The sequence below is a fragment of the Eubacteriaceae bacterium Marseille-Q4139 genome (genome assembly GCA_018223415.1).
In the GTDB taxonomy this organism is placed as follows: Bacteria; Bacillota; Clostridia; order Lachnospirales; family Lachnospiraceae; genus CABSIM01.
The window spans coordinates 1,433,671-1,455,800 of sequence record JAGTTQ010000001.1 but is presented as its reverse complement, the minus strand read 5'-3'; the positions used below and the strand labels follow the sequence as shown (position 1 = coordinate 1,455,800).

At 53.5% G+C, this 22,130-nt stretch carries 15 protein-coding genes; 5 read left to right on the top strand and 10 right to left on the bottom strand.

Annotation, left to right across the window (positions count from 1 at the left end):
- Window positions 1-293 precede the first annotated feature (293 nt).
- Both KE531_07015 and KE531_07010 read right to left on the bottom strand, forming a co-directional pair.
- Window positions 294-1,409 carry a HAMP domain-containing histidine kinase gene (locus tag KE531_07015; protein MBR9953374.1) on the bottom strand — a complete coding sequence of 372 codons (1,116 nt, stop codon included), beginning with the start codon at window positions 1,407-1,409 and terminating at the stop codon, window positions 294-296.
- Complete coding sequence (locus tag KE531_07010) at window positions 1,406-2,077, bottom strand: response regulator transcription factor (GenBank protein ID MBR9953373.1); 672 nt, start codon at window positions 2,075-2,077, stop codon at window positions 1,406-1,408. Before KE531_07010 ends, KE531_07015 begins: the two co-directional genes overlap by 4 nt.
- Before the next feature lie 198 nt (window positions 2,078-2,275).
- Between KE531_07010 and KE531_07005 the strand changes: the two genes are divergently transcribed.
- From KE531_07005 to KE531_06990, 4 genes are all read left to right on the top strand, one after another.
- Window positions 2,276-3,076 carry a nuclear transport factor 2 family protein gene (locus KE531_07005; protein ID MBR9953372.1) on the top strand — a complete coding sequence of 267 codons (801 nt, stop codon included), beginning with the start codon at window positions 2,276-2,278 and terminating at the stop codon, window positions 3,074-3,076.
- Window positions 3,077-3,781: 705 nt separating this feature from the next.
- Window positions 3,782-4,402, top strand: a complete 621-nt coding sequence (locus KE531_07000) for a hypothetical protein (GenBank protein ID MBR9953371.1) — start codon at window positions 3,782-3,784, stop codon at window positions 4,400-4,402.
- Between the two features lie 183 nt (window positions 4,403-4,585).
- On the top strand, window positions 4,586-9,574 hold the full coding sequence (locus KE531_06995) for a MucBP domain-containing protein (GenBank protein MBR9953370.1): 4,989 nt from the start codon (window positions 4,586-4,588) through the stop codon (window positions 9,572-9,574).
- A gap of 126 nt (window positions 9,575-9,700) precedes the next feature.
- On the top strand, window positions 9,701-10,846 hold the full coding sequence (locus tag KE531_06990; protein MBR9953369.1) for a M20 family metallopeptidase: 1,146 nt from the start codon (window positions 9,701-9,703) through the stop codon (window positions 10,844-10,846).
- Window positions 10,847-10,916: 70 nt separating this feature from the next.
- Here the strand turns inward: KE531_06990 and ggt are convergent, their stop codons facing one another.
- Both ggt and KE531_06980 read right to left on the bottom strand, forming a co-directional pair.
- Window positions 10,917-12,638, bottom strand: coding sequence for a gamma-glutamyltransferase (gene ggt, locus KE531_06985; protein MBR9953368.1), 1,722 nt, complete (start codon window positions 12,636-12,638; stop codon window positions 10,917-10,919).
- A gap of 17 nt (window positions 12,639-12,655) precedes the next feature.
- Window positions 12,656-13,969 (bottom strand): replication-associated recombination protein A, encoded by a 1,314-nt coding sequence (locus KE531_06980; protein MBR9953367.1) that lies wholly within the window; start codon window positions 13,967-13,969, stop codon window positions 12,656-12,658.
- A 174-nt stretch (window positions 13,970-14,143) separates the two neighbouring features.
- Between KE531_06980 and KE531_06975 the strand changes: the two genes are divergently transcribed.
- Window positions 14,144-14,692 (top strand): biotin transporter BioY, encoded by a 549-nt coding sequence (locus KE531_06975; GenBank protein ID MBR9953366.1) that lies wholly within the window; start codon window positions 14,144-14,146, stop codon window positions 14,690-14,692.
- 40 nt (window positions 14,693-14,732) lie between these two features.
- Here the strand turns inward: KE531_06975 and KE531_06970 are convergent, their stop codons facing one another.
- The 6 genes from KE531_06970 to pelF are packed head-to-tail and all read right to left on the bottom strand — an operon-like array spanning window position 14,733 to window position 22,127.
- Complete coding sequence (locus KE531_06970; protein ID MBR9953365.1) at window positions 14,733-16,061, bottom strand: DUF4832 domain-containing protein; 1,329 nt, start codon at window positions 16,059-16,061, stop codon at window positions 14,733-14,735.
- Window positions 16,062-16,073: 12 nt separating this feature from the next.
- Window positions 16,074-16,745, bottom strand: coding sequence for a DUF4956 domain-containing protein (locus KE531_06965; GenBank protein ID MBR9953364.1), 672 nt, complete (start codon window positions 16,743-16,745; stop codon window positions 16,074-16,076).
- A gap of 10 nt (window positions 16,746-16,755) precedes the next feature.
- A complete protein-coding gene (locus KE531_06960) occupies window positions 16,756-17,481 on the bottom strand; it encodes a polyphosphate polymerase domain-containing protein (GenBank protein MBR9953363.1) in 726 nt (241 codons plus the stop codon).
- On the bottom strand, window positions 17,471-19,246 hold the full coding sequence (locus tag KE531_06955) for a CotH kinase family protein (protein MBR9953362.1): 1,776 nt from the start codon (window positions 19,244-19,246) through the stop codon (window positions 17,471-17,473). Before KE531_06955 ends, KE531_06960 begins: the two co-directional genes overlap by 11 nt.
- On the bottom strand, window positions 19,243-20,700 hold the full coding sequence (gene pelG, locus KE531_06950) for an exopolysaccharide Pel transporter PelG (protein ID MBR9953361.1): 1,458 nt from the start codon (window positions 20,698-20,700) through the stop codon (window positions 19,243-19,245). The genes KE531_06955 and pelG overlap by 4 nt, the downstream gene beginning before the upstream one ends.
- Window positions 20,676-22,127, bottom strand: coding sequence for a GT4 family glycosyltransferase PelF (gene pelF / locus KE531_06945; GenBank protein ID MBR9953360.1), 1,452 nt, complete (start codon window positions 22,125-22,127; stop codon window positions 20,676-20,678). Before pelF ends, pelG begins: the two co-directional genes overlap by 25 nt.
- Window positions 22,128-22,130: the final 3 nt, after the last annotated feature.

Here is a 22,130-nt window from a genome sequence, read left to right as displayed (position 1 = left end):
TTTATTTTTTCTTACGCGTATCTCTTTTATCGAGATAGGTAAGCAATGCAATGAACGGCCCGCTCATGGAGATTAGTAACTCTAATACTTCCAGAACAACCATAATGGTTTCATACGGCGTCATACACATCACCTCCTTTCACTGCCCCTTATTGCGAAGGGAACCATGAAATGAGGCATGCCACTCCTGTCATGGATGTTTTCTGTGAGTAAAGTCTAACATATCTGGAAGCAAATTTCAACAAAAAAGGAGAGAAACCGACAAAGTCCCATATCTGCTCCGAGGGCATTCCTCAGCTTTCAGAAGTCCCATTTTCCGCTTCCCTGAATGCCGGGATTTTCAGGATGAATTCAGCTCCGTTCCCCGGTTCACTCTGGACATCAATTCCACATTCCAACAGTTCCAGAATGTTTTTTACCATGGCAAGCCCAAGCCCGTTCCCCTTTGTGGAATGGGAGTGATCTGCCTGGTAAAATTTCTCAAAAATCCTGTCTTTTTCCTCGGCAGAAATGCCGCATCCGCTGTCCCTTACCGAAACACGGATAGAAGTTCCATCTGCCGCGGCAGAAATCCAAATGGTACCGTCTCCAGGCGTAAACTTGACGGCATTCGACAAAAGGTTGCTGAACACGATGCCAAGGAGTCCCTCATCGCTGTAAAGGAGAAGCCCCTCCTCCAGGTCTGTTTCCAGATGAAGCTTTTTCTCTGTCATGGCCTGGTCGAAGCCAAGAATGATGCGGGCCATCAGATCGCTCAAATCAAAGCTTGTCCTGCGGACAACGACCTTCCCGTTTTCCAGCCGGCTGATCTGAAGAATGTTCCCCACCAGATTGGAAAGCTGAACCGATGCAAGGCGTATTTTTTCCATGTATTCCTGACTTTCCTGTTCCGAGAGCATGCCGCTTTGCAGAATTGTGACGTAGTTGTTGATGACTGAGAGCGGTGTCTTGAATTCATGGGAGATGTTCGAAAGAAAGTCCTCGCGGAGAACGGTTTTCTTCCCGAGCCGCTCGGTCATGGAATTAAAATCATCATACAGCACTTCAAATTCATCTTTTTTCCCATCCTTTCGCTGCGGCGGGATCCGAACCGTGTAGTCGCCTGCGGAAACCTTCCGCGCCGCCTCATTCAGGATTTCCACCTTCCGAAGCATCACAAAGCGGCGCCAGAAGAGAATTACCATGGAGAGCAGCGTGCTGGCAAACAGGACATATCCGCCGATGCCCAGGGCAATGGCCATGGCTTCCGCCATGGTTTCTTCCTGTCCAAAGGCAGACATGCTGGCATGAAGAAGCGTATAGATTTCCACCAGTGCCGCGCACAGCCCGTTGCAGAAAAGGAATGTGAAGAGGTAGCTTTTGGGAGAAATACTGCTTGCGTTGATCCGGGGATCCTTTGGCCGCCTCATAACAGCACCGCCTTGTAGCCGAGCCCGCGCACGGTTTCAATCCGAAATGCCGTGCAGCCGGAAAATTTTGCCCGGAGGCTGGTGATAAATACATCCACGGAACGCGGCGTGCTCTCATTGTCCAGCCCGTTGTAGCATTCTAAGAGCTGTCCCCTGGAAAATGGGCGCTCCGGGTAGGAAAGAAGCGTAAACAGAAGGCGGAATTCCCGAAGCGTCAGCGGAACCGGCTCCCCGTCCAGCTTTGCTGTCAGCATTTCTTCGTCGAGTTCAAGATTCCCGATGCAGAGGCGTTTCTTGGACGCAATGTGCGCCCGGCGCAAAAGTGCCTCAATTCGCAGGACAAGCTCATCCAGATTGACGGGCTTTACCATATAATCATCGATGCCAAGCTGATAGCCGCGGCGCATGAATTCCATATCGTCATAAGCAGTCATGAAAAGAATCGGAATGTCCGGATCAATCTGGCGCAGATCTTTGGCGAAATCAAAGCCGGATCTTCCCGGAAGCATGATGTCGGAGATCACCAGGTCACAGCGCCTGCTCTCCATGACAAAGAAGGCGTCGTCGGCTCCGGTGCAGCCGGTGACGCTATAGCCCCTCGTTTCCAGATGCCTGCATACGGCATCATTTAAATCCCTGTCATCCTCTAAAACCAGTATATGTATCATTGCAAACCTCCTGCCAGTCTTCTTAAATACCATCTTACCATGATTTTGTTAGGTGTTCGTTAGGAAATTTCCATTTGGCAGATAAAATCTAACCATTTCCAAACAAAGGGCTAACACTCCCCTAACACCACTGCGTTATACCATAATCACGGCCGGAAAACCCGGCAGATGCAGCAAATACAAGTGAAGGAGGATCATATGAAAAAGAGACAGTTTGCAATTTTTGTTTTGGTAGTTGGCAGCCTGGCACTGACAGCGTGCAGCAACATGACAGTTGATGCATCCGTGCCGTCGGAGGAGAGCAGCTATGTGATCGAGCTGGATCCGGAGTACAATGTGCCGACGGAGAAGCTGATTGAGGCGTTTCCGATCACGTACCAGACGCCTGCGGACACGGAGATGGAGAAAAAAATTCAGAACCGCATGCTCAACGGGTTCAACCGGTGGAACATGGGATATGAAGCCTGGGAGCACTGGGGTGAGGTTCTTTACTATGAAGATTCCATTTATAATGTAAACGGCGTGCGCCTGACGCTCCCGGAATACCAGCAGGCCATGAACATTTCCCTAAAATCATCGGATATCCAGATGGGGAACTTCAACAACATGATTTTAAGCGGAGACTGGATGGCAATCCGGTATGAAACCATCAGCACGGACCGGGAGACAGGTGAGACGAGCTATGGCACGACGATGGAATTTGCACGCTTTAAGGATTTCGGAGAAAAAGGCGTGAAAGTCGACGAGGGGTGGGGCGGCGTAAAAAATGCCGGCTATTCCGGGATCATGAATTTCCAGACCGACGAGGAAAAGGCAGCTCAGGAGGCATTTATGGAGGAACTGATTCAGACAGAGCTTCCCGACACGGAAAATCTGGAGGAGAAATACCCGGTTCTCTATCCGACACCCATTGAAACAGAGATCGGAAAGAAGATGAAGGAAGCGATTCTCAATGATTTTGACTGCTGGAACAGCGGATATGATGCCTGGGAAGCATGAGCGGATAGCTTCTATACGGAGAACGCCGAGTACCATCTGGGAAGCGAAGACTATGACGCGGCAGGCCTTAAAGAAGCTGTAAAGGAGACGATTGGTTCGGAACAGCGCGTTCGCATCAACAACATCCTCGTGAGCGGAGACTGGGCCGCCGTCCATTTCTGGTCTGTGTCCACCGATGAAAACGGTAACAAGGAAGCGGCAAACCATATGCAGTTCCTTCATTTCGTAGAGGAAGGCGATCAGGTGAAGGTTGATATGGGGTGGGCGAAGTAGGCAGGCATTTATTATGAAAATTTGTAAGAGAGACCTCGCATGGGAAACCATATGGGGTCTTTTTTACGTTCGTAAATACAGAAATGATATATGATTTCTTACCATTCGTATAGAGAAATGATGGATTTGACAAATTTACAAAACCAAAAAGAGAAAAATAAAGTATTGTACATATAAAAGTTCTCATATTCCATATTATGTCATGCTTTTTAAATGACATAAACATAATATTAGACAACAAATCTTTTAAAATCTTATTTGCCATATATTTAGAATAGCACATCAGACGCAAAACCTCAATAAAAATCAGGAAAAAAATGGTAATTTTTCCAGTTCCAGGCATTTTGCCGCCGTTTTGCCATGCCGGTGCGGCACGCGGGAAAAGGACAGCATCTCATAATATGGATTATCCGGCAGTTGGGGTGAGAGGCCATGAAACAGGATTTAACAGGGCAGAGATTTGGGAGCTTGACAGTTGTAAAAAGAAGCGAAAAAGGAGACTTGAGACATCGGTACTGGGTTTGCCGCTGTGACTGCGGACAGGAGAAAGATGTAGAAGAATCCCATCTGAAAAACGGGCATACGAAGAGCTGCGGCTGTTACCGGAAGAAGGTACGGGCAGGAATTCTGGTGGATATATCCGGCATGCGGTTCGGAACGCTGACGGCGGTCGGGGCTGTACCTGGAAAAGACGGCAGAGAGGATTATTGGCTCTGCCGCTGTGACTGCGGGAACTGGATGGTGTGCCGCAGGGAACAGCTAAAGCAGGGACATCTCAAAAAGTGCGGTTTTTGCGGAGAAAAGAAGGCACCGGCGGATGCAGAAAACGGCAGGCAGCGGATTGAGGGGCGAAAGCTCTATATTAACAATACCAGCGGCCGGAAAGGCGTCTATAAAAAGGGTATGAACCGATGGCGGGCGTCCATTGGCTTCCACGGGAAAGTGTACCATCTCGGTACATTTCAGACATACGAGGAAGCTGTAACTGCAAGGCAGACAGCGGAAGCAATTTTCTGCGGCTGCGCGGCAGGAGATGAAAAAATGGGGAAATAAGAAGTGGAAATTTTTTGGCGTATAGCCAGAAGAGAGCCGCTTTTTATTTATACGGAGGGATGGCCGGAAAAACTGCCTGCGGATTTTGAGGGCTGCCGCCGTAATGCAGGGGAGAAAATCCTCTGGGATAAAATATGATCTGACGGCAGAGAAATATGGCCGTCAGGGGGGAAAGGAGAACCTATGGGTAAAAAGTATTTAGCTGCGTTTCTGGCAGCAGCCCTGATGTTAAACAATGCCATGACAGGCTTTGCGGCAGTCGGGATTGCCGGAAACGGAAAAGGAACCCTGGCGAATGCCGGGGACGCGTTTGGAAACCGTACCCAGGAAACAAAAAAGACGGATTCCGACGCGGCGCAGCCGGAATATGAAGTTACATATTCCGTTCTTCCGGAAGAACTGGAAGATATGGCAGAGGTTGACGGGCCGGATCATGTAAAGGCCGGAGAAACCTTAACCTTCAGCGTTAAGCCGGAGGCTGGAGCGGAAATTGAGAGCGTGACGGTCAATGGAGACGCACTGGAAGGAAGCAGGAGCCTTCTGGGAGGGGAAAGCCGGAAGTATAAGGTAAAAGATGTGGGAACAGACTGCGAAGTTGAAATCACCTTAAAGGAGACAGAAAAAACGCAGGCCGTTCCAAACGTGCCAGTGTCAGCCATCCAGACAAAGGCTGCGACATCGTCAGACGCCGTATGCAGGACAGAGGCAGGCGGTGAGGACACGGAATTCATGACGCTGCAGGAAGCCGTGGAGAAAGCAGACGATGGTGCGGTGATCTATGTGCTCAGGGATTTCACCATGACGAAACCGGCAAGGTTTTTTAATAAGCACCTGACGATCACAAGCGACGGGGACGAGCCGTTTACCGTTACGCGGGGCGAGGACTTTGATATGCAGTCCGATGATAATCGTAGCTGGTACAATCCGGCCATGATTGAAGCAGGCGGAGTTCCGGATTCGATGAATTCTTCCCTTACGCTTGAGAACATCATATTTGACGATGCAGGCAGACATGAGGGAAGCCTTTTCATGCAGGCACCGGTAAGCGATATTTCAAGCGATACCATCGTCCAGGATGCTATCGTTGCCACGTACAATAATACTGCAACGATCACCCTCGGTGACGGTGCCGTCTTAAAGAATTTCGGCGGCATGTCGGCAGTCCGTATTTCCGGCGGCGAGCTTATCATGGAAGACGGAAGCAAGATCATTGACGACAGCATCACGGACAGAGAGAAAGACGGATCAACGGATTTTGGCCCGGCAGGCGCTGTCTGGATGCAGGGCGGTACATTTGAAATGGAGGAAGGCGCTTACATTGGAGGCGCTTCCGAAGACGAATGGATGGTTGGCCGTGCTGTTTATATCGACGGCGGCGAGGTGACATTAAACGGAACGATTTCCCGGATTGAGGGAGACTTGGATATGTGGTATGGAATGGAAGGCGCCGCAGTCCACGTCCGCAACGGCGGAAAAGCCATTCTGGGAGAAACGGGTGTCATCGACGGCATCAGAGGTGAGCATAATACTGGCCGGGGCGCTGTCCGTACAAACGGCGGTGAGAGCGGAGACGAATATTCTTTTGAAGCAAAGGACGGCTCCGTCATGAAAAACGTGGAAGGGATATCAGCGCTTTATTCCAACTACGGAAAAGAACTTTTAAACGGTACGATAGAATTCTGTACAAATGATTACATCATCGGCGGCTTTGCCCAGAATACGACCATCGGCGAGACCGGGGTGATTCAGAACTGTACAGCAAAAGGAGGTGCTGCAAATGCCCTCGTCTATACATCGAATTCCTCCAGGGTCTACATGTACGGGACGGTGAAGGACAATACGTGCAGCCATGCCTTTTATATCATTAACCAGTCCGGCGGAGGCGCCTATCTGGAGATGCATGAACCGGCGGCTGTCACCGGTTCCGGAAGCGGGGACGGCGTTTATATCAATGCTTCAGAGAGCAAATTTGTCATGAACGGCGGAACCATTTCGAACTTTAATTATGGCGTAAACTGCCGCGGAAAGCTAGATACTAATGGCAAGCTTAACAAGCCCAGGCCGGCCACGTTCATCATGAACGGCGGAAAGCTTGTTGATAATAAGACGTATGGGCTTTATTTCCAGGGAATTTCAGCATCAGAATCTATCGTGGATATCGAAGGCGGCACCATTGAGGGAAACGGAAGCGCAGAGATCTACGCTTATGGCGGAAACTCCCGGAATGCGTATGAACGCCTGAAACTGAATGCAGAGACGTTAAAAGGGGCACGCACGGTGAAGCTGTCTCTGGGCACGCTCACCCTGGATGAGAACTATGCAGACGTCATGCTGGGCCAGGCAAGAACAGAAGCGAATGGCAAAATAAAAGAACTGCTTGCCGAACAATATCCTGGCTGGACGGCGGTTGGTTCCAATGCCCTCTGGATTCTTCCGTCCGCACAGGAATTTCACTTTACGATGGACAGATCCTCATCGGTCAGGAAAACCGGCCTCTTCATTGCCTGCATCCCTCTGAATGAAGACGGAACACCAGCGGAAAATGCAGAGCTCCGGTTGGAAGAGATTGAGAATGAGGATGTTCTTGACGTAACCATGAAAGACCTCACGCCGGGAACGCCGTATGCTATGCTATTCGTGAACAACACAGAATACACGCTTTCACCGGATGATACGACGATTTATACCGGCGGCGGCCAGAATAATGAAACGTATGATGACGGCGGATTCCCGATGCTTACGCTGAAAAACAGTCTGGATGCAATAAAAAATGTGGAAATTAACGGGGAAGCAGTGACGGAAAATCCGGAGGAAGCCCTTATCAGCCTTTTCACCGTAAACTATCTGGACGAAAACGGAACCCCCGTTGAGGACGATACGGTTGCCGGTGAATATGAGGCACATTTAATTCTGAAGGATCCGGCCACGAAGATCCGCATCAATGGCAATGATGTTTCCGGGGAAATGGAACCAGGAACGCTGATTGTCCGCCATACGCAGGACATCTCCGAGGCCCAGGATGGGTCGATTACCTATCCGAAGGTGGAGGAGGAGCCGGCGGCGCCGGTTGAACACGCGACCGTGGTGGATCTGAAATACTTAGGATTCCTCTCCTCAACATATTACGTCAACAACGATGCCGAGAGAAAAATTACCGATACCAGCGGCATCTCCCTTCTGGATGACAGCCTCCTTCTCGAGGAAGGCGACAACCGTCAGGAATTGATGGAAGAGCGGGCGGAGAAAGAACTCGGCACCCCGGCATCCGGTAACGGGTATAAGTATGAGTTCCATTATCTTGACCTTGTGGATGCCCACAACGGAAATGCATGGGTTGCTGCAAGCTACGGTTCTGTCGTTTATCTCCCATATCCGGACGGAACGGATGCAAACACAGATTTTAAGCTTGTCCATTACACAGACCTGCACAGGGAATATGGCATCAGCGGCCAGGCAGCCGTGGAGGAGGCGATCCGGAACACAGGAATCGAGATCAAGAGTGCAGAAGACGGAACGCTCCGGATGACAGAGAACGGCATCCGATTTGAGACGGAGCGCGCCGGTTTCAGCCCGTTTGCCCTTGTATGGGAGGTTCCGGCTCACAAGGTGACTGTCAATTACTTTGATGCTGACACAAAAGAGCCGATTCTAGGAATCGCGCCCTATGAGAAGAACGTGGCAGAAGGTACTGCCTACGATGTGACAGATGAGGCGCAGAAGCCGATTCCTGGCTATACCTTCAAAGAGATTGCCGGCGTTTCAGCAGGCACCATGGGCCAGGAGGACATTGCAGTTGCTTCCTACTACACAAAAAATATCACTCCTGAGCCGTATCAATACACAGTCACCGTGCGTTACCTGGACAAAGAGACCGGCGAAGAAATTCATGACCCGTATGTGACAGGCCTGCTGGAAAACGGCGCAGAGTACGACGTGACAGAATACACGGAAATCGCCGTGGAGGGCTATACGAGAAGCGACGGTGAGATCCAGGCCAAAGGCACCATAGACAATGCAAATGTTCTTATCGTGGTTTACTACGAAAAGAATGCCGAACCGTCTCCGGAGCCGGAGGTGAAGACATACACCGTAACAGTCCGGTATCTCGACCAGGAGACAGGAAAAGACATTATGGCTGCCTATGTGACCGGCCCGATCAAAGACGGAGCGGCTTATGATGTGGAAGAAGAGACGGAAGCTGCCGTCAGCGGCTACACAAGAGCCAGGGTTGAGGGACAGGCCAAAGGAACCATCGGCGGTGAAAATGTTGTTATCCGTGTTTACTACACGAAAAATGCGGAGACACCAGCCACCTACACCATTACCATAAGCTACCTGGAAAAAGGGACCGGCCACGAGCTGAAAGCACCGGTATCCCTTGAAAAACCTGCCGGCCAGCCTTACGACGTAAGCGGACAGGCAAATCAGGCAGTCGATGGGTACCGGATTGCCGGTACGGAAGGGGAGGTAAAAGGCGATTCCCTGACGGGCAATGTGGCAATCAAAGTGTATTACGAGAAGCTTGCATCCGAACCGTCCTATGATGACGGGGATGACGATGACAGCGACAGCTCCGGCCGCGTTTACACCGTCGGCTTAAACGGAAACTGGGTGCATGTGGATCCGCAGAACACGAACATCGCCATCCGCACGGCCGTTCCGGAAGGCGCTACACCAGTAACGTCGCCGGAGTACCATCAGTGGAAATTCATTCTGAATGATGGGACGGTACTGAAGAACCAGTGGGCATATGTGAAGAACCCATATGCGGTGGACGGACAGCCGAAGGAAGGCTGGTTCAGCTTTGATGCAGCCGGGATCATGCGCTATGGCTGGTACCTGGATACGGCAGCGGGAAAATGGTACTACCTGCACCGGACGTCCGACGGCATGCTGGGCACGATGATTGAGGGCTGGCACTTCGATGAGCAGGATGGAAAGTGGTACTACTTAAAGCCAGGTTCCGGCGAGATGCTGACTGGCTGGCAGTACATCGGAGGAAAGTGGTATTACCTGAATCCGACGCCGCAGGCGGAGACGTGGAGCTACAACGAAGAGACAGGCGGCTGGACGTACAACGGGACGGCTGCAAGGCCGTATGGCTCCATGTACCAGAGCGAGAAGACGCCGGACGGCTATGGCGTTGACCGTGACGGTGCCTGGGAACCATAAGGAAAAGAACGGAAAGGACGGGCTTCCAAACGGAGGCCCGCCTTTTTCATGGCAAATCTTGTATTTTCCCTTCCGTTAAGCTACAATAAAACCAGTTCATCAACAAAACCCAGGAGGAAAAGGATTATGGATCTCAATCAGGCAAAACATGAGCTGGAGGCGCTCTCCGACAGCCACAAAGAAGAATTTGAGGCCGTCTCGGCGCATATTTTTGAAAATCCGGAGCTGGCCTACCATGAAAAAGAGGCCCAGAAGACGCTTTGCGATCTTTTGGAAAACCACGGCTTTTCAGTGACCCGCGGGGCCGGTTCCCTGGACACGGCGTTTGTGGCCGAGTACGACAGCAAAAAGCCCGGCCCTGTCTTCGCGTTCATGGCAGAATACGACGCGCTCCCGGAGATCGGACATGCCTGCGGGCATAATCTGATCGGCACGAGCGCGGCCGGTGCCGGCGTGATTTTAAAGGAAATCATGGAAAAATACGGCATCGGCGGCAAATTAAAGGTACTCGGGACACCGGCCGAAGAAAACGGAAGCGGCAAGATCACGATGCTCGATGAGGGGATTTTTGAAGGCGTGGACACGGCGCTCATCATGCATCCCAGCGACATGTCCATGGCAGACGACATTTCCTTTGCGGCTGTGAACATGAAATACACGTTTAAGGGCCGGCCGGCCCACTCGGCCGCGTGCCCGTGGAAAGGCGCCGACGCTTTAAACGGCGTAATCCAGATGTTCAACGCTGTGGACAGCCAGCGGGTGCATTTTAAGGACTATACCCGCGTTCACGGGATTATTTTAGAGGGCGGCACGGTCGTCAATATCATCACAGAAAAAGCCGTCTGCATGTTCAACATCCGCGCGCTGGATTTTGACTACTTAAACGAGGTGGTGGAGGCCGTAAACCGCTGTGCAAAAGGCGCTGCGGTCTGCGCCGGCGTCGAGGTGGAGATCGAGCAGTCCGGCTATGCCATCAAGGACGTGAAAAATGACAGGCGGCTGGTGGCGTTAGTGGAAAAGAACATGGACTTCATCGGCGAGCACCATATCCCGCGTGACTTAACCCAGGGCATCGGTTCCACGGATGTGGGCAACGTGACCCATGCGCTGCCGGCAGCCCAGTTCTACATCGGCATCGGCGAGGGCCTCGGCACCCACACGGCCGAGTTTGCCTGCGCTTCCGGCGGCCCGGAGGGAAAACGGGCGCTCCATGCGGCCGTGAAGGTGCTGGCGATGACCGGCCTTGACGTGTTTGCCGGAGAAATGAAATAACAGAAACAAAAACATGCCGCGCATGCCGGAAAAATTCCTGGAATGCGCGGCATTTTGTATTTTTTAGGCTTTAAAACGCAATCCCCTCAAACGCCATCCGTCCGCCGTCCAGCAGAACGCCGCCGCAGCCGTCGTGGCGGTTGTTTCCGCAGACCTGGAAGCGGCCGTCATTTACCATGACGCCGTTTACCATGGTGGACATGGAGAAGCCGCGGCCGCAGGGCAGGAGATTGTGGCCCTTCTCGGCTAAAAGCCGCGCCGTGTCAGGCGTGATGCTGGGCTCGTATTCCAGTCCCTGCTTTTCGGTCAGGCAGTTGATGTAAGCGGCCTGGAGCGCCTCGTCCAGGTTCATGTCAAAGGCCAGCACGTTTAAGAGAAGCTGGAGCGTTCCCGTGATGATGCGGGGGCCGCCGGCTGCACCTACGGATAAAAGCGGCATGCCATCCTTAAAAACGAGTGCCGGGTTCATGCTGGAGAGCGGTGTCTTTCCGCCCTCGATGCCGTTGGCTGTGCCGTAGACAAGCCCCTGGGTTGTCAGGGTACCGGCCTTGGCGCTGAAATCGGAGACGGCGTTGTTCATGACAAAGCCGAAGCCGTCCACCATGACGCCGGAACCCCAGTAGCTTCTCACGGTCTGTGTCTGGGAGATCATGTTCCCGTCCTTGTCGATGATGGAAAAGTGCGTCGTGTTCCCCTCATACTCCTTCGCTTCGATGCCCTCGGAAGCGGAAAATTCCTGCGCTTTTGCGAGGTCGATGCGAGCGGCGCATTCCTTTGCATATTCTTTGGAGAGAATCCGTTCCACATCCACCTTCACGAAATCCGGATCACCCATGGCGACGGAGCGGTCGGCGAACATCAGCTTGATGGTCTCACAGAGAACGTGGAGGTACTCGGCGGAATTGTGCCCCATTGCACGAATATCGAAATTTTCCAGAATATTCAAGATTTGAATAATATGGGAGCCGCCGGAGCTTGGCGGAGACATGGAAACCAGGTCATAGCCCATGAAATTCCCGCGGACAACCGGCCGTTCTTTTGCCGTACAGCCGGTTAAATCTTCTTTCGTGAGGACGCCGCCGCGTTTTTTCACGCATGAAACCATGGCATCGGCCGCCTCACCGTTATAAAACCAGTCGACGCCGTTTTCAGCCACCAGTTCCATGGTGCGTGCCAGGTCAGGATTCGTCACGAGATCGCCGAAGCGGTACTTCTCCCCATTTTTCAGATAGGATTTTCGGAAATCTTCGGAATATTTCGCCGCATGAGCCGTCAGGGCATGGTTCATGGCGCCCTCGTACATGAAGTTGCAGGTGAAGCCGTCCCTTGCGAGGCGGATGGCTGGCTCAGAAAGCTCCTTTAGGGACATGGTGCCGTATTCGCTGTTTAAGCGTTCCAGGGCGCGGTAGAGCTGCGGGGCCGCCACGGCTTTCCCGTCAAACCATTCCCAGGATTCGTCCACATTGCCGTCTGCGTCCAGGTACATGTCGCGGAAGGCTTTTTTCGGCGCAGCGCCGCGGGCATCCAAAGAGAGGGTGCGCCCGGATTTTTTATCGTAGTAGAGGGTAAAACAGCCGCCGCCGATGCCGGAGTGGTAAGGCTCCGTCACACCGAGGACAAGAGAGACAGCCACGGCCGCATCGGCCGCGTTCCCGCCCTTTTGAAGGATTTCCAGACCGGCTTTCGTGGCGTAGTAGCTGTTGGTGCTGACACCGCCCTTTGTGCCCATGATGAAGGGGCGGTAAAGGCAGTGCAGAGGCCGTTCACGGTCAAAAATGAAGGTGTGATCCATAGAAATACTCCTTTCTGCTATCCGTTCTTCCACCGCAGCACCTCCTCCAGCCGCTCCTTCACCGCCTTTTCCTCCCCGCTCTCCGTCGGATGATAATACCGAGTACCCTTTAAGGACTCCGGCAGGCATTCCATGCGGGCCATTTTCTCTTCGGTGTCATGGGCGTAGACATAGCCCTTTCCGTAGTTTAAGTCCTTCATGAGCCCGGTCGGCGCATTGCGGATTACCAGGGGAACCGGCTCCGACAGCATGGTTAAGGCATCGGATTTTGCGTGCTCATATGCCGTGTACACGGCGTTGGAGCGGGGCGCCAGTGACAGATAGATGACGGCCTGGGCCAGGCTTAAATTGCACTCCGGCATGCCGAGGAAGTGGCAGGCCTGGTAAGCGGACACCGTGAGGCTTAAGGCGCGGCTGTCGGCGATGCCGATGTCCTCGCTGGCGAAGCGGATTAAGCGCCTTGCAATGTAGAGGGGATCCTCGCCGGCCTCTAACATCCTGGCGAGCCAGTAAACGGCGGCGTCCGGGTCGCTGTTTCGCATGGATTTATGGAGGGCAGAGATCAGGTTATAGTGTTCCTCGCCATTTTTGTCGTAAAGCAGGGATTTTTTGCTGATGCACTGCTCTAAAATTTCTTTCGTAACGGTCGTCTTTTCGGCGGAGATTTCCCCGTTGGTGACAGCCATTTCCAGCACGTTTAAAGCTGTCCTGGCATCCCCGTTTGCAAAGGACGCAATCATGGAAATCAGCTCGTCGGAAATATCGACGTTCAAGTAGCCGAGGCCCTTGGGGCTTTTTAAGGCATGGTTTAAAAGCTCCGTCAAATCGTCGGTTCCGAGAGCCTGGAGGACGAAGACGCGGCAGCGGGAGAGAAGAGCGGCGTTGATCTCAAAGGACGGGTTTTCCGTCGTGGCGCCGATTAAGATGATGCTGCCCTTTTCCACATAGGGAAGGAAGGCGTCCTGTTGGGCCTTGTTGAAGCGGTGGATCTCGTCCACGAACACCAGCGTCCGCACACCCATCCGGCGGCTGAGCTCGGCCTTTGCCATGACCTCTTTGATTTCCTTGATGCCGCTTGTGACGGCGCTGAAATTGATGAAATCCGCGTTGGTGCGCCTGGCGATGATGCTGGCGAGCGTCGTCTTCCCGACGCCTGGCGGGCCCCAGAAGATCATGGACGGGATGTTGTCCTGGTCGATGAGCTGGCGGAGGATTTTCCCCTTTCCGAGAAGATGCTTCTGGCCCACGAAGGTGTCCAGGGTTTCCGGCCGCAGGCGGCTGGCGAGCGGCGCCGCGGCTTCCTTATAGTCAAACATGGATAACTGTTCCATTTCCATACTGTCACCACCCGATTATATTCTGATTTCATTTTACTATATCCGTGTATTTTCGCAAGATGGAAAATCGGGCAGAATCGGATTGTAAACTAAAATAAAAAAACGTGTTGACAATTTGGGAAAATATGATAGAATAGCCGCAGAATGCGGCAAAGGAGATGCAAAGCAATGCATACAAAAACGACATTGAAAACAAGAGACATTACATATATCGGGATCATGGCGGCGCTTATGGCCGTCTGTTCCTGGATTTCCATCCCGACGGCCGTGCCGTTTACGATGCAGACCTTCGGGGTATTTTTCGCCGTGGGCGCCCTGGGCGGGAAGCGGGGGACGATTGCCATCGCAGTCTACCTTCTTCTGGGAGCCGCAGGACTTCCCGTATTTGCCGGCTTTTCCGGCGGGATCGGCGCCCTCGCGGGACAGACGGGCGGATATCTTTTGGGCTTTATCCTGTCGGCCATGATCATGTGGGCGGCAGAGCGGCTGTTTGGAAAAAGCGCGCCGGTATTTGTAGCCTCGGCCGTTGCGGGATTAGCAGCCTGCTACGCCTTCGGCACGGTCTGGTACATGTTCCTGTACATGCGGGCTTCCGGGCCAGTAGGGCTTATGACAGTCCTTGGCTGGTGCGTAATTCCCTTTATCATCCCGGATCTTATAAAGATCGGCCTGGCGCTCGCCTTAAGCCGCAGACTTTCGCGGGCGATGGAAATTTAAAGAAAATGCCCTCCGGCAGGTAAGCCGGAGGGCATACGTTTTATCTCCGATACAAAACCGAAATCTTCCCAATCTGCTCCATCTCAGACGCAATCCGGACAGCCGGTTCGCCGGTCATGGGATCTTCAATGCCTACGCCGAGAACGGCCGGCCTCTTAGAAAGCAGAGTTTCCGTCATGACCGTTTCCCCGTCCAGAAGCGCCGAAAGCGAGAGGTTCACCGGCGTCTTCCGAATCACCGTCCCGTCAGCATCCATCTCATAAAGATAGACAGGCCAGTCCCAGTAAAACGGCGCGTTCCCGCTGTTTTTCCAGGTAAGGACGACGCGGGTCTTTCCGCCGGGCGCACGTCCCATGGACATTTTGCTGATTTCCAGCCGGTAGCCCAAAGAAGCCAGAACCGCGTCAGCGCTGCTGCTTTTTTCCGTCGGGATTTTCGGCCCTAAAAAGGTCGCATGGGAGCGGGCAAGGAGCGAAAGCGTTTCTTCCAGCCGTTCGTCCAGCAGCTCCTCCATGGGGATACCGCTTGTGAATTCGCCGCCGACCGGCGCTTTCTGCCAGAAGGAATCAATGGCCGTCAGGCAGTGTTCCCCGGTCTGGGAGTAGACGCCGCCGTTTTCCAGCCAGTTAAGCCATTCCTCTGTGGCGTCGGGGTCTCCGGCCATGTCGTTGTAGACACCGGCCGTCCATTCCAGCCCTTCCAAAAAGGGGCGGCGGAGCAAAAGCCTGGCCTCCGGGAACGCGCCGGCAAAGTGCCGGATATACTCTTTCCGCGTATCCGAAAGGGGCATGGGCGGAAGACCTTCGCCCGACTTCACATGCCATTCGCCCCAGTGCCCAAGACTTCCCATCTGCACAAAGCTTACGAAGCCGTCGCCGCCGTACCGCTCCCCGAGAGCCGCGGCGGCCTTTTCATGCGCCTCTAAAAATACGGGATTGTTGTAATTCGGCGCATAGCCCTTTCCATAGGAAATATCATATTGGACGCCATCCCATCCTGTCTTTTCTGCCAGCCAGGCGGGAATGTCCAGATGCGCCTCATCCCCCGGGTCATCGCAGACAAAACGGAGTACGGCATGTTTTCCTTTTGCCCTCCATTCTGAGAGGTGCAGGCGTTCTTCAATCCCCGCCCAGTCAAACACGCCTTCTTCCGGCTCCAGCTCTGCCCAGGTGATTTTTACGAACACCATGGAGGCGGTTTCCGCCAGGGACGGATAATCGGCCATGGCCGCAAAGCCGGTCAGCGGATTTGTGATGGCTCCGGTGAGCGGTTCATAGGTGACGGTGGTTTTTCCGTGGTGCAGCACCGTGGATATGGCCGCTGCGGCCAGGGCGCCAAGACCCAAAATCGTTCCTTTCATGCCTTTCATTCGCATGGCTCCTTATCCGTGATATTCGCCGTTATACTGAATCAGGGTGACATCGGAAACGCCGTCAATGTTCCGGATCTGCTCCGCGAAAAACAGATTGCTGTCCTTACAGAACACCTCCAGCGCCATTTCTGTTTTTTCTCCGCGCATGGTTTTGGACTTGATGACGTATTTCATCTTTCCCATGGCGCGGATGACCTCGTCGCCGGTCTTGTCGCCCTCATAGCGGATGACGGCCACATAAATCCGGCCGCGCTGCTTTCTCGTGTAAAACAGCCAGAGCATGATAATCATGATGGCAGCCGCCGTCAGCGCCAGCGCGTACATGGCGGCCCCGGCCGTGATGCCCGTGGTGATGGCCCAGAACAGGTAGAGGAGATCCATGGGATCCTTGACGGCTGTCCGGTAGCGGACGATGGACAGGGCGCCCACCATACCGAGGGAAATTACGATGTTGGTGCTGATGGCTAACGTCACCATGCAGGTGAGTACGGTCATGCCCACGAGAGTCACGGCAAAGCTCCGGGAATAGATGACACCCTGATAAAATTTCCGATAAACAAGATAGATCAGACACCCCAAAAGGAGTGCTGCCGAAAGGGCGACGGCCGTTTCCGCCAGGTTGTACTGTGTAAAAGCGCCCGACTCCAAAACAGAATTCTTAATAAAATCTCTTATGTTCATAATTGTTCCCCTATTCCTCCCAGTATGCCATGCCGCTAAGATATTCGGTTTTCCTGCGGCAAAGCACGTATTTTGACAAAGCCGTAAACTCTGCGGCCCCCGGCGGGATCAGATCCCTCACGAGGCGCGGCAGAAATTCCGTGAATTTGACCTCCATAACCAGCGTCCCCGGCTTTAAAACCTCAAGGCAGGGCAGCTCGCTGTCGAAAAGATCTGTGGCCAGGACGGCCGCCCGCACATGCTGGTCGAAGGTCACGCGCACAGTTCCCTCGTCCAGAATGAAGGCGTCGCGCTCATAATCCACGATGACCTTCGGCCGCATGACATGGCACATGTGTTCCACATAGAACTCGCGGCAGAGGGGAAATTTGCTGTGAAGCAGGAATTCCCCGTCGCCCTGGATCAGCATTTCGGCCTCCTCCCGGCTTAAAGGCGCCGAATCCTTGTGGATGTAATTGCCGGCTTTCATCTTCCTTTCCAGCCGGATACGGCTGTCGCTGCAATTATACACCCGGATCCGGTACTTTTTCCGGAAGCAGACGCCCATGTCTTTTTCCTCCAGGGCACTGTCCCAGTAGTCGTCGAAATACAGGCTGCGGATCATGTAGCTGCCGCCGCGGCCGTTGGGATCGGGCTTCAGGATTTCTGAAGCCCTGAGCCGCACCGCCGCGTATTCCGGCTCACTGATCAGGTATTTCCACTCATTTCTGTAAACGGGCCTTTCCTTATTCCACATAGACATCTTCCTCGATAGTGCCGTCTTCCAGGACGTAGAAACATTTGATGCCGTAGTTCTTGGCACTTTCCGTTACATAATAATCAAAGGCATTCTGGCGGTACCCAGCATCGTTTATGGCCGTCACCTGGATGAAATACTGGCCCGGCGGCAAAAGCTCCGCTTGGAACTCGTTGAAAACGCCGCTATACTCTGCCAGAGGGTTTTCCATGGTGTAGTTGGCAGAAATTTTGGCCTCGTAGGTGATGTCCCCGCCGCCGAAGTCGTAGGCCGCTTCCCAGTTAAAATGAAGTGCGCCGTCGCGGGCTTCCGGGACATCAATATAAAACGGCATCGGCCTTTTTAAGCTTTCCTGATAGAGCTGATAGTTTATTTCGATTTCGGAGCTGAGAGAGGAGATCACCTGCTCATATTCCTCTCTCGTCAGGGGCGCGTGCTGCACATCCGGCATCTCCCAGAGATAATTTTCCACGACGCCTTCGTACCGGCGTGCCATAGAGTCAATCCGCTCCGGGGAGAGATATCCCCTCAGATCCTCGATAGCAGCGTCGAGAGCCTCCAGGAAGCGCTCTGATTTTAAGCAGCGGCGGAACATCATGTTGCCCCAGTAGTTGCTGATCCCTATCTCCCAGCTTCCATCGCGGGCTGTTCCGCCGAGCTCATGTTCTTTTTGACTCAGCATTGCATCCAGATCCCAGGAGAGAATATACCAGGTCTGGGAGTTTAAGGGGCTGTAAATATAGAAATTCCTGTTCTGCGTATCAATGTTCCCGGTCAGGATATGGAAGGCCATCCAGTAAGTGATATTTTCCATGTCCAGATACTCGTTGATCAGGTCGTCCGGCGAGATGGTATAGTCGTTGACGGCCTCCAAAAGCTCGATCAGCTTGGTATGGTTGTTATCAGCCTTGCATTCCAGGATTGCATCGAAGGCGGCCTGATTGTAATGCGGGTCGTCAACCGGAACAATCACATCCCCATAGCGGTAAAATTCGCAGAAATTGATCTTGTAAAGATGACCGTTGGAATCCAGTCCGTGAGCTTTCATGCCGCGCTTGTTTAGCTGTTCCACCTGCGTGTAAAGACCGTAGTCGTGAAATTCCTCTTCCCCGGACGTCTCATCCTTTACATAGAGATGGACAAACTGGGTTTGCAGGCTCATAAGCTCTTCCCGCCCTTTTAAAAGGTCGAAACCCAGCTTATTCCGAAACCGCAGGCCATCCTGCTGGTGCTTGTTTAAATTGATGGTCTGCTGGTCATTCCAGTAGCCCTTGTTGTCCTTGATTCGGACTTTATAGTTCTTTTGGGAATACCGGCTGGACGTCTGCCCGCGGATCTGTACCGTCGCGTTCGGCACCGTCTCCCCGTATCCGAATTCCCCGGGAAGCGGGCCGGTTTCGTCGCCCACCTGGAGAATCGCCTCCACCTGGTAGCGGTCAACGCCCCACTCCGTATAATCATAGACCGAGTAGGTGTTGATTTCCTCCCAGGAATGGTTTGTCCCCTCGGCCTCGTTGCCGCGGCGCACGGTCAGGTACATGGTGACGACGCTCTCCTCATTGTCATTGGCGTAGAGAAGTTTTTTATCCCGGAGGCCAATGTCGTTGATGGAAGGCGTCTCCGCAATGGAAATTCCGGCAGTCTCCGGAGCCTGGGAAGCTGTCTCCTCCGTTTCCGTCTCAGCCGTATCCATCCCGCCGCAGCCAGAAAGGCTTAAGGCCAAAAAGACGGCCGCAATCCCCTGAAGAAATTTGTATTTTTTCATTCCGTTTCTCTCCTTTCTCCTCCAAGAAGGCAGGAAAGCCGGGTAAAAAATCCGCGCTTTTCCACCGGCAGAACCGGCTGGAGGCTCAGAACATGATAAAAAAGGCTCTTGGTGTAATAGCGGAGCCGGAACCATCCAACCGCAAAAAACAGGGCGCTTCCGGCCAAAAACCCGATGCCGTAGTAGGCCGGGTCAAAAAAGAGGGAGATGACCGTAAAAACCGTGCTGCCGGTGCCGAAGCAAAGGGCGGCAGCCAGGGCTCCCTTATAATCGGTAAAATATAAAAGAATTAAAAGCAGCATGTTCCCGACGGCATAGAGGCCGTAGCCGACGCTTAAAAGCTGGAAATAGCCTTCCATGAGGCTGTTGAAGCCGAGCGGCAGGAGCTCGATGAGAAAAATGCCCAGGGATACCATGAATATGGTTGCATAAAGCTGCTTTCTGGCCGCATAGGAGAGCTCCCGATCCAAAACCTCCAGCATAGTCTCCTGGGCCTCCTCGATCTCCGAGACGGAGCCCTTTTCGTTCAGAAGGCCGTAAAAATTCCGGTATTCCGGATAAAAGTTGACTTCGACGGAGACGACGAAGTTGATGGTGGTTATGAGGCTCCCGACAAAAGCAAAAAGCGCCGCCACATCATGAGAGGGACAGCCGTAAAAAAGCCCCTGGATCTGTTCCCCTGCCGGCCCTGCCCAGACAATCACCAGGTGGGAAAAGAGTCCGAGATTTACAAAGAAACCGACCAGCCCAAGGCTCCCGAACTTGTCAAACCAGCGGAGAAAATAGAATGTGCCCCATTTCCCTTTTAAAGGAAAATATTCCGCAAGAAGGCCGACGTACCAGATCAGCATGATGCCGTAGCCGGCGCAGACGGCAGCCATGAACACGCCCACAGACGGCCCCCAGAGCTTTAAAAACAGGAGGGCAAAGAGGAACGCGGCCACAGCCGACACGGCGAAAGCCGCCAGGATTCCCTTATAATTTTTCACAGCGGTCAGATAATTCATCGCCATCCAGACGACAATCATCTGGCAGAAAAGCAGAAAGCTTAAAATCATAAGATGGAACGGGATCCCGGCAAAAAGCAGGAATACCCCATAAAGCAGGGCGCCGATGGGAAGCAGGAGCACACAGATCCCAAAAAAGGATGGGAGCACCTCCCCGCGTTCGCCCTCAAACAGCGCGTCGGAAATAAAGCGCGTCAGGATCATGGAACAGAGGCTTGTGACGGTCAGAGACGCCAAAAGCGCATACGTCACCATGGCGACAAGCAGGTCGCGGCTGTGCCCGTCCAGGCCGGCGCGGCCGGCCAGAATGAGAATCCCGAGAAGAAGCAGGATCCCGAGGATCATGGGGCCGGTGGTGATGAGCCCGGCATAGCCGTAGGCGCGGATCATGGCGCCGACGCCGCGCTTTCCAAACAGCTTTTTTAACTCGAACCCGATTCCTGCCACTGGCGCATCACCTCCTCGTAGACTGCCCGGTATGTACGGATCATGGTTTCCTTCCGGTAATACTGACGGACGCGTTCCTTTCCTGCGCGCCCCATTAAGAGACGCATATTGGTTTTTCTTGCCATCCGCCCCATGGCATGGGCCAGATCCTCACGCCGCATGGGCGGGACGCAGATGCCGGCCTCGCCGAGCTCGTCGCCAGGCCCGCCTTCCAAAAGCTCCCGGCAGCAGCCCACGTCCGTGGTGACGCAGGGACGCCCGGCCGCCATGGACTCCAGGACAGACAGGGGCTGGCCCTCGGACAGGCTTGTAAGTATCGTGAAATCCAGCTTTTTCATGTATTCAACCACGTCGACGCGCCCTGCAAAAATCAGGTTTTTGAGCTTTAGCTGGTCGGCGAGGCCGTAGCATTCTTCCGCATACTCTTCATCGTCGACGCCGCCTAAAATATGGAGCCTCACGTCAGGCGTGTTCTCAGGCAGGTTCTGCGTCAGCTCATAAAAGGCATAGATCATGGTTTTTATGTCCTTGATGGGCGCCAGGCGCACGACGGCGCCGATGTCGACCCAGCCGTCCGGTTCCTTTAAAGGGATGGCGGCAAACCGCTCAAAATCCACGCCGTTGGGGATGGCGAGACATTTTTCAGGGTCTGCGCCGAGCGCCGCCTGCGTCTTTACCGCATTGGTGAAAAGCCCCGTAACCCGGGAAGCTCTCGCGTAGACGGCAGCCGAAAGCATGTAAAAGAAGCGGATCCACTGGTTTTTAAAAGAGGGCACAACCCATGCGGCCCGGATGATTTCTTCCTCCCGCTCCCTCGTATAAATCCCGTGTTCCGTGAGAATCAGGGGACGGCCGTTTTGGACACTTCCCATGACGCCGAGGATCCCGCCGTAGCCGGTACAGATGGCGTGGTAGAGGTCGGCCTCCGGAATCGGCGTGTTTAAAAGGCGCAGAAGCGGCAGGAACATGGAGCGCAGGGTGTGGAACGCATCGGCAAAGGACACAAAGGGGTACTTTTCGAGACAGAACCGGCGGACAATGTCCAGAAACTCCTGGCTCATTAAAAATCCCTCCGGGCTGATGCGCCCGCTTCGGAAAAGGTCAAAAAGGAGCGGCCAGTCAGGCGCGCCGCCGAATATGAGCTCCTTTAAGGCGGCAAGCTCCTCGGAAGAAAGGGAAAGGCGCTTGTTCCGAAACCGCTTTTTCCCGTTTTCCTGTCCCGGCTCCAGGTCGAGAAAGACCTCATGAACCTCTTTCACCTGCGGCGGCAGTTCATATACAAATTTTCCCCTGTCGTCAGAGCTGGCGCTTATGACCCAGAGCACAAATTCATGTTCCTTCATCTCCTGGATATACTGGTGCATCCAGGTGGACACGCCGCCGTGCACATACGGGTAGCAGCCCTCCAGAATAAGACAGATTCTCATTGG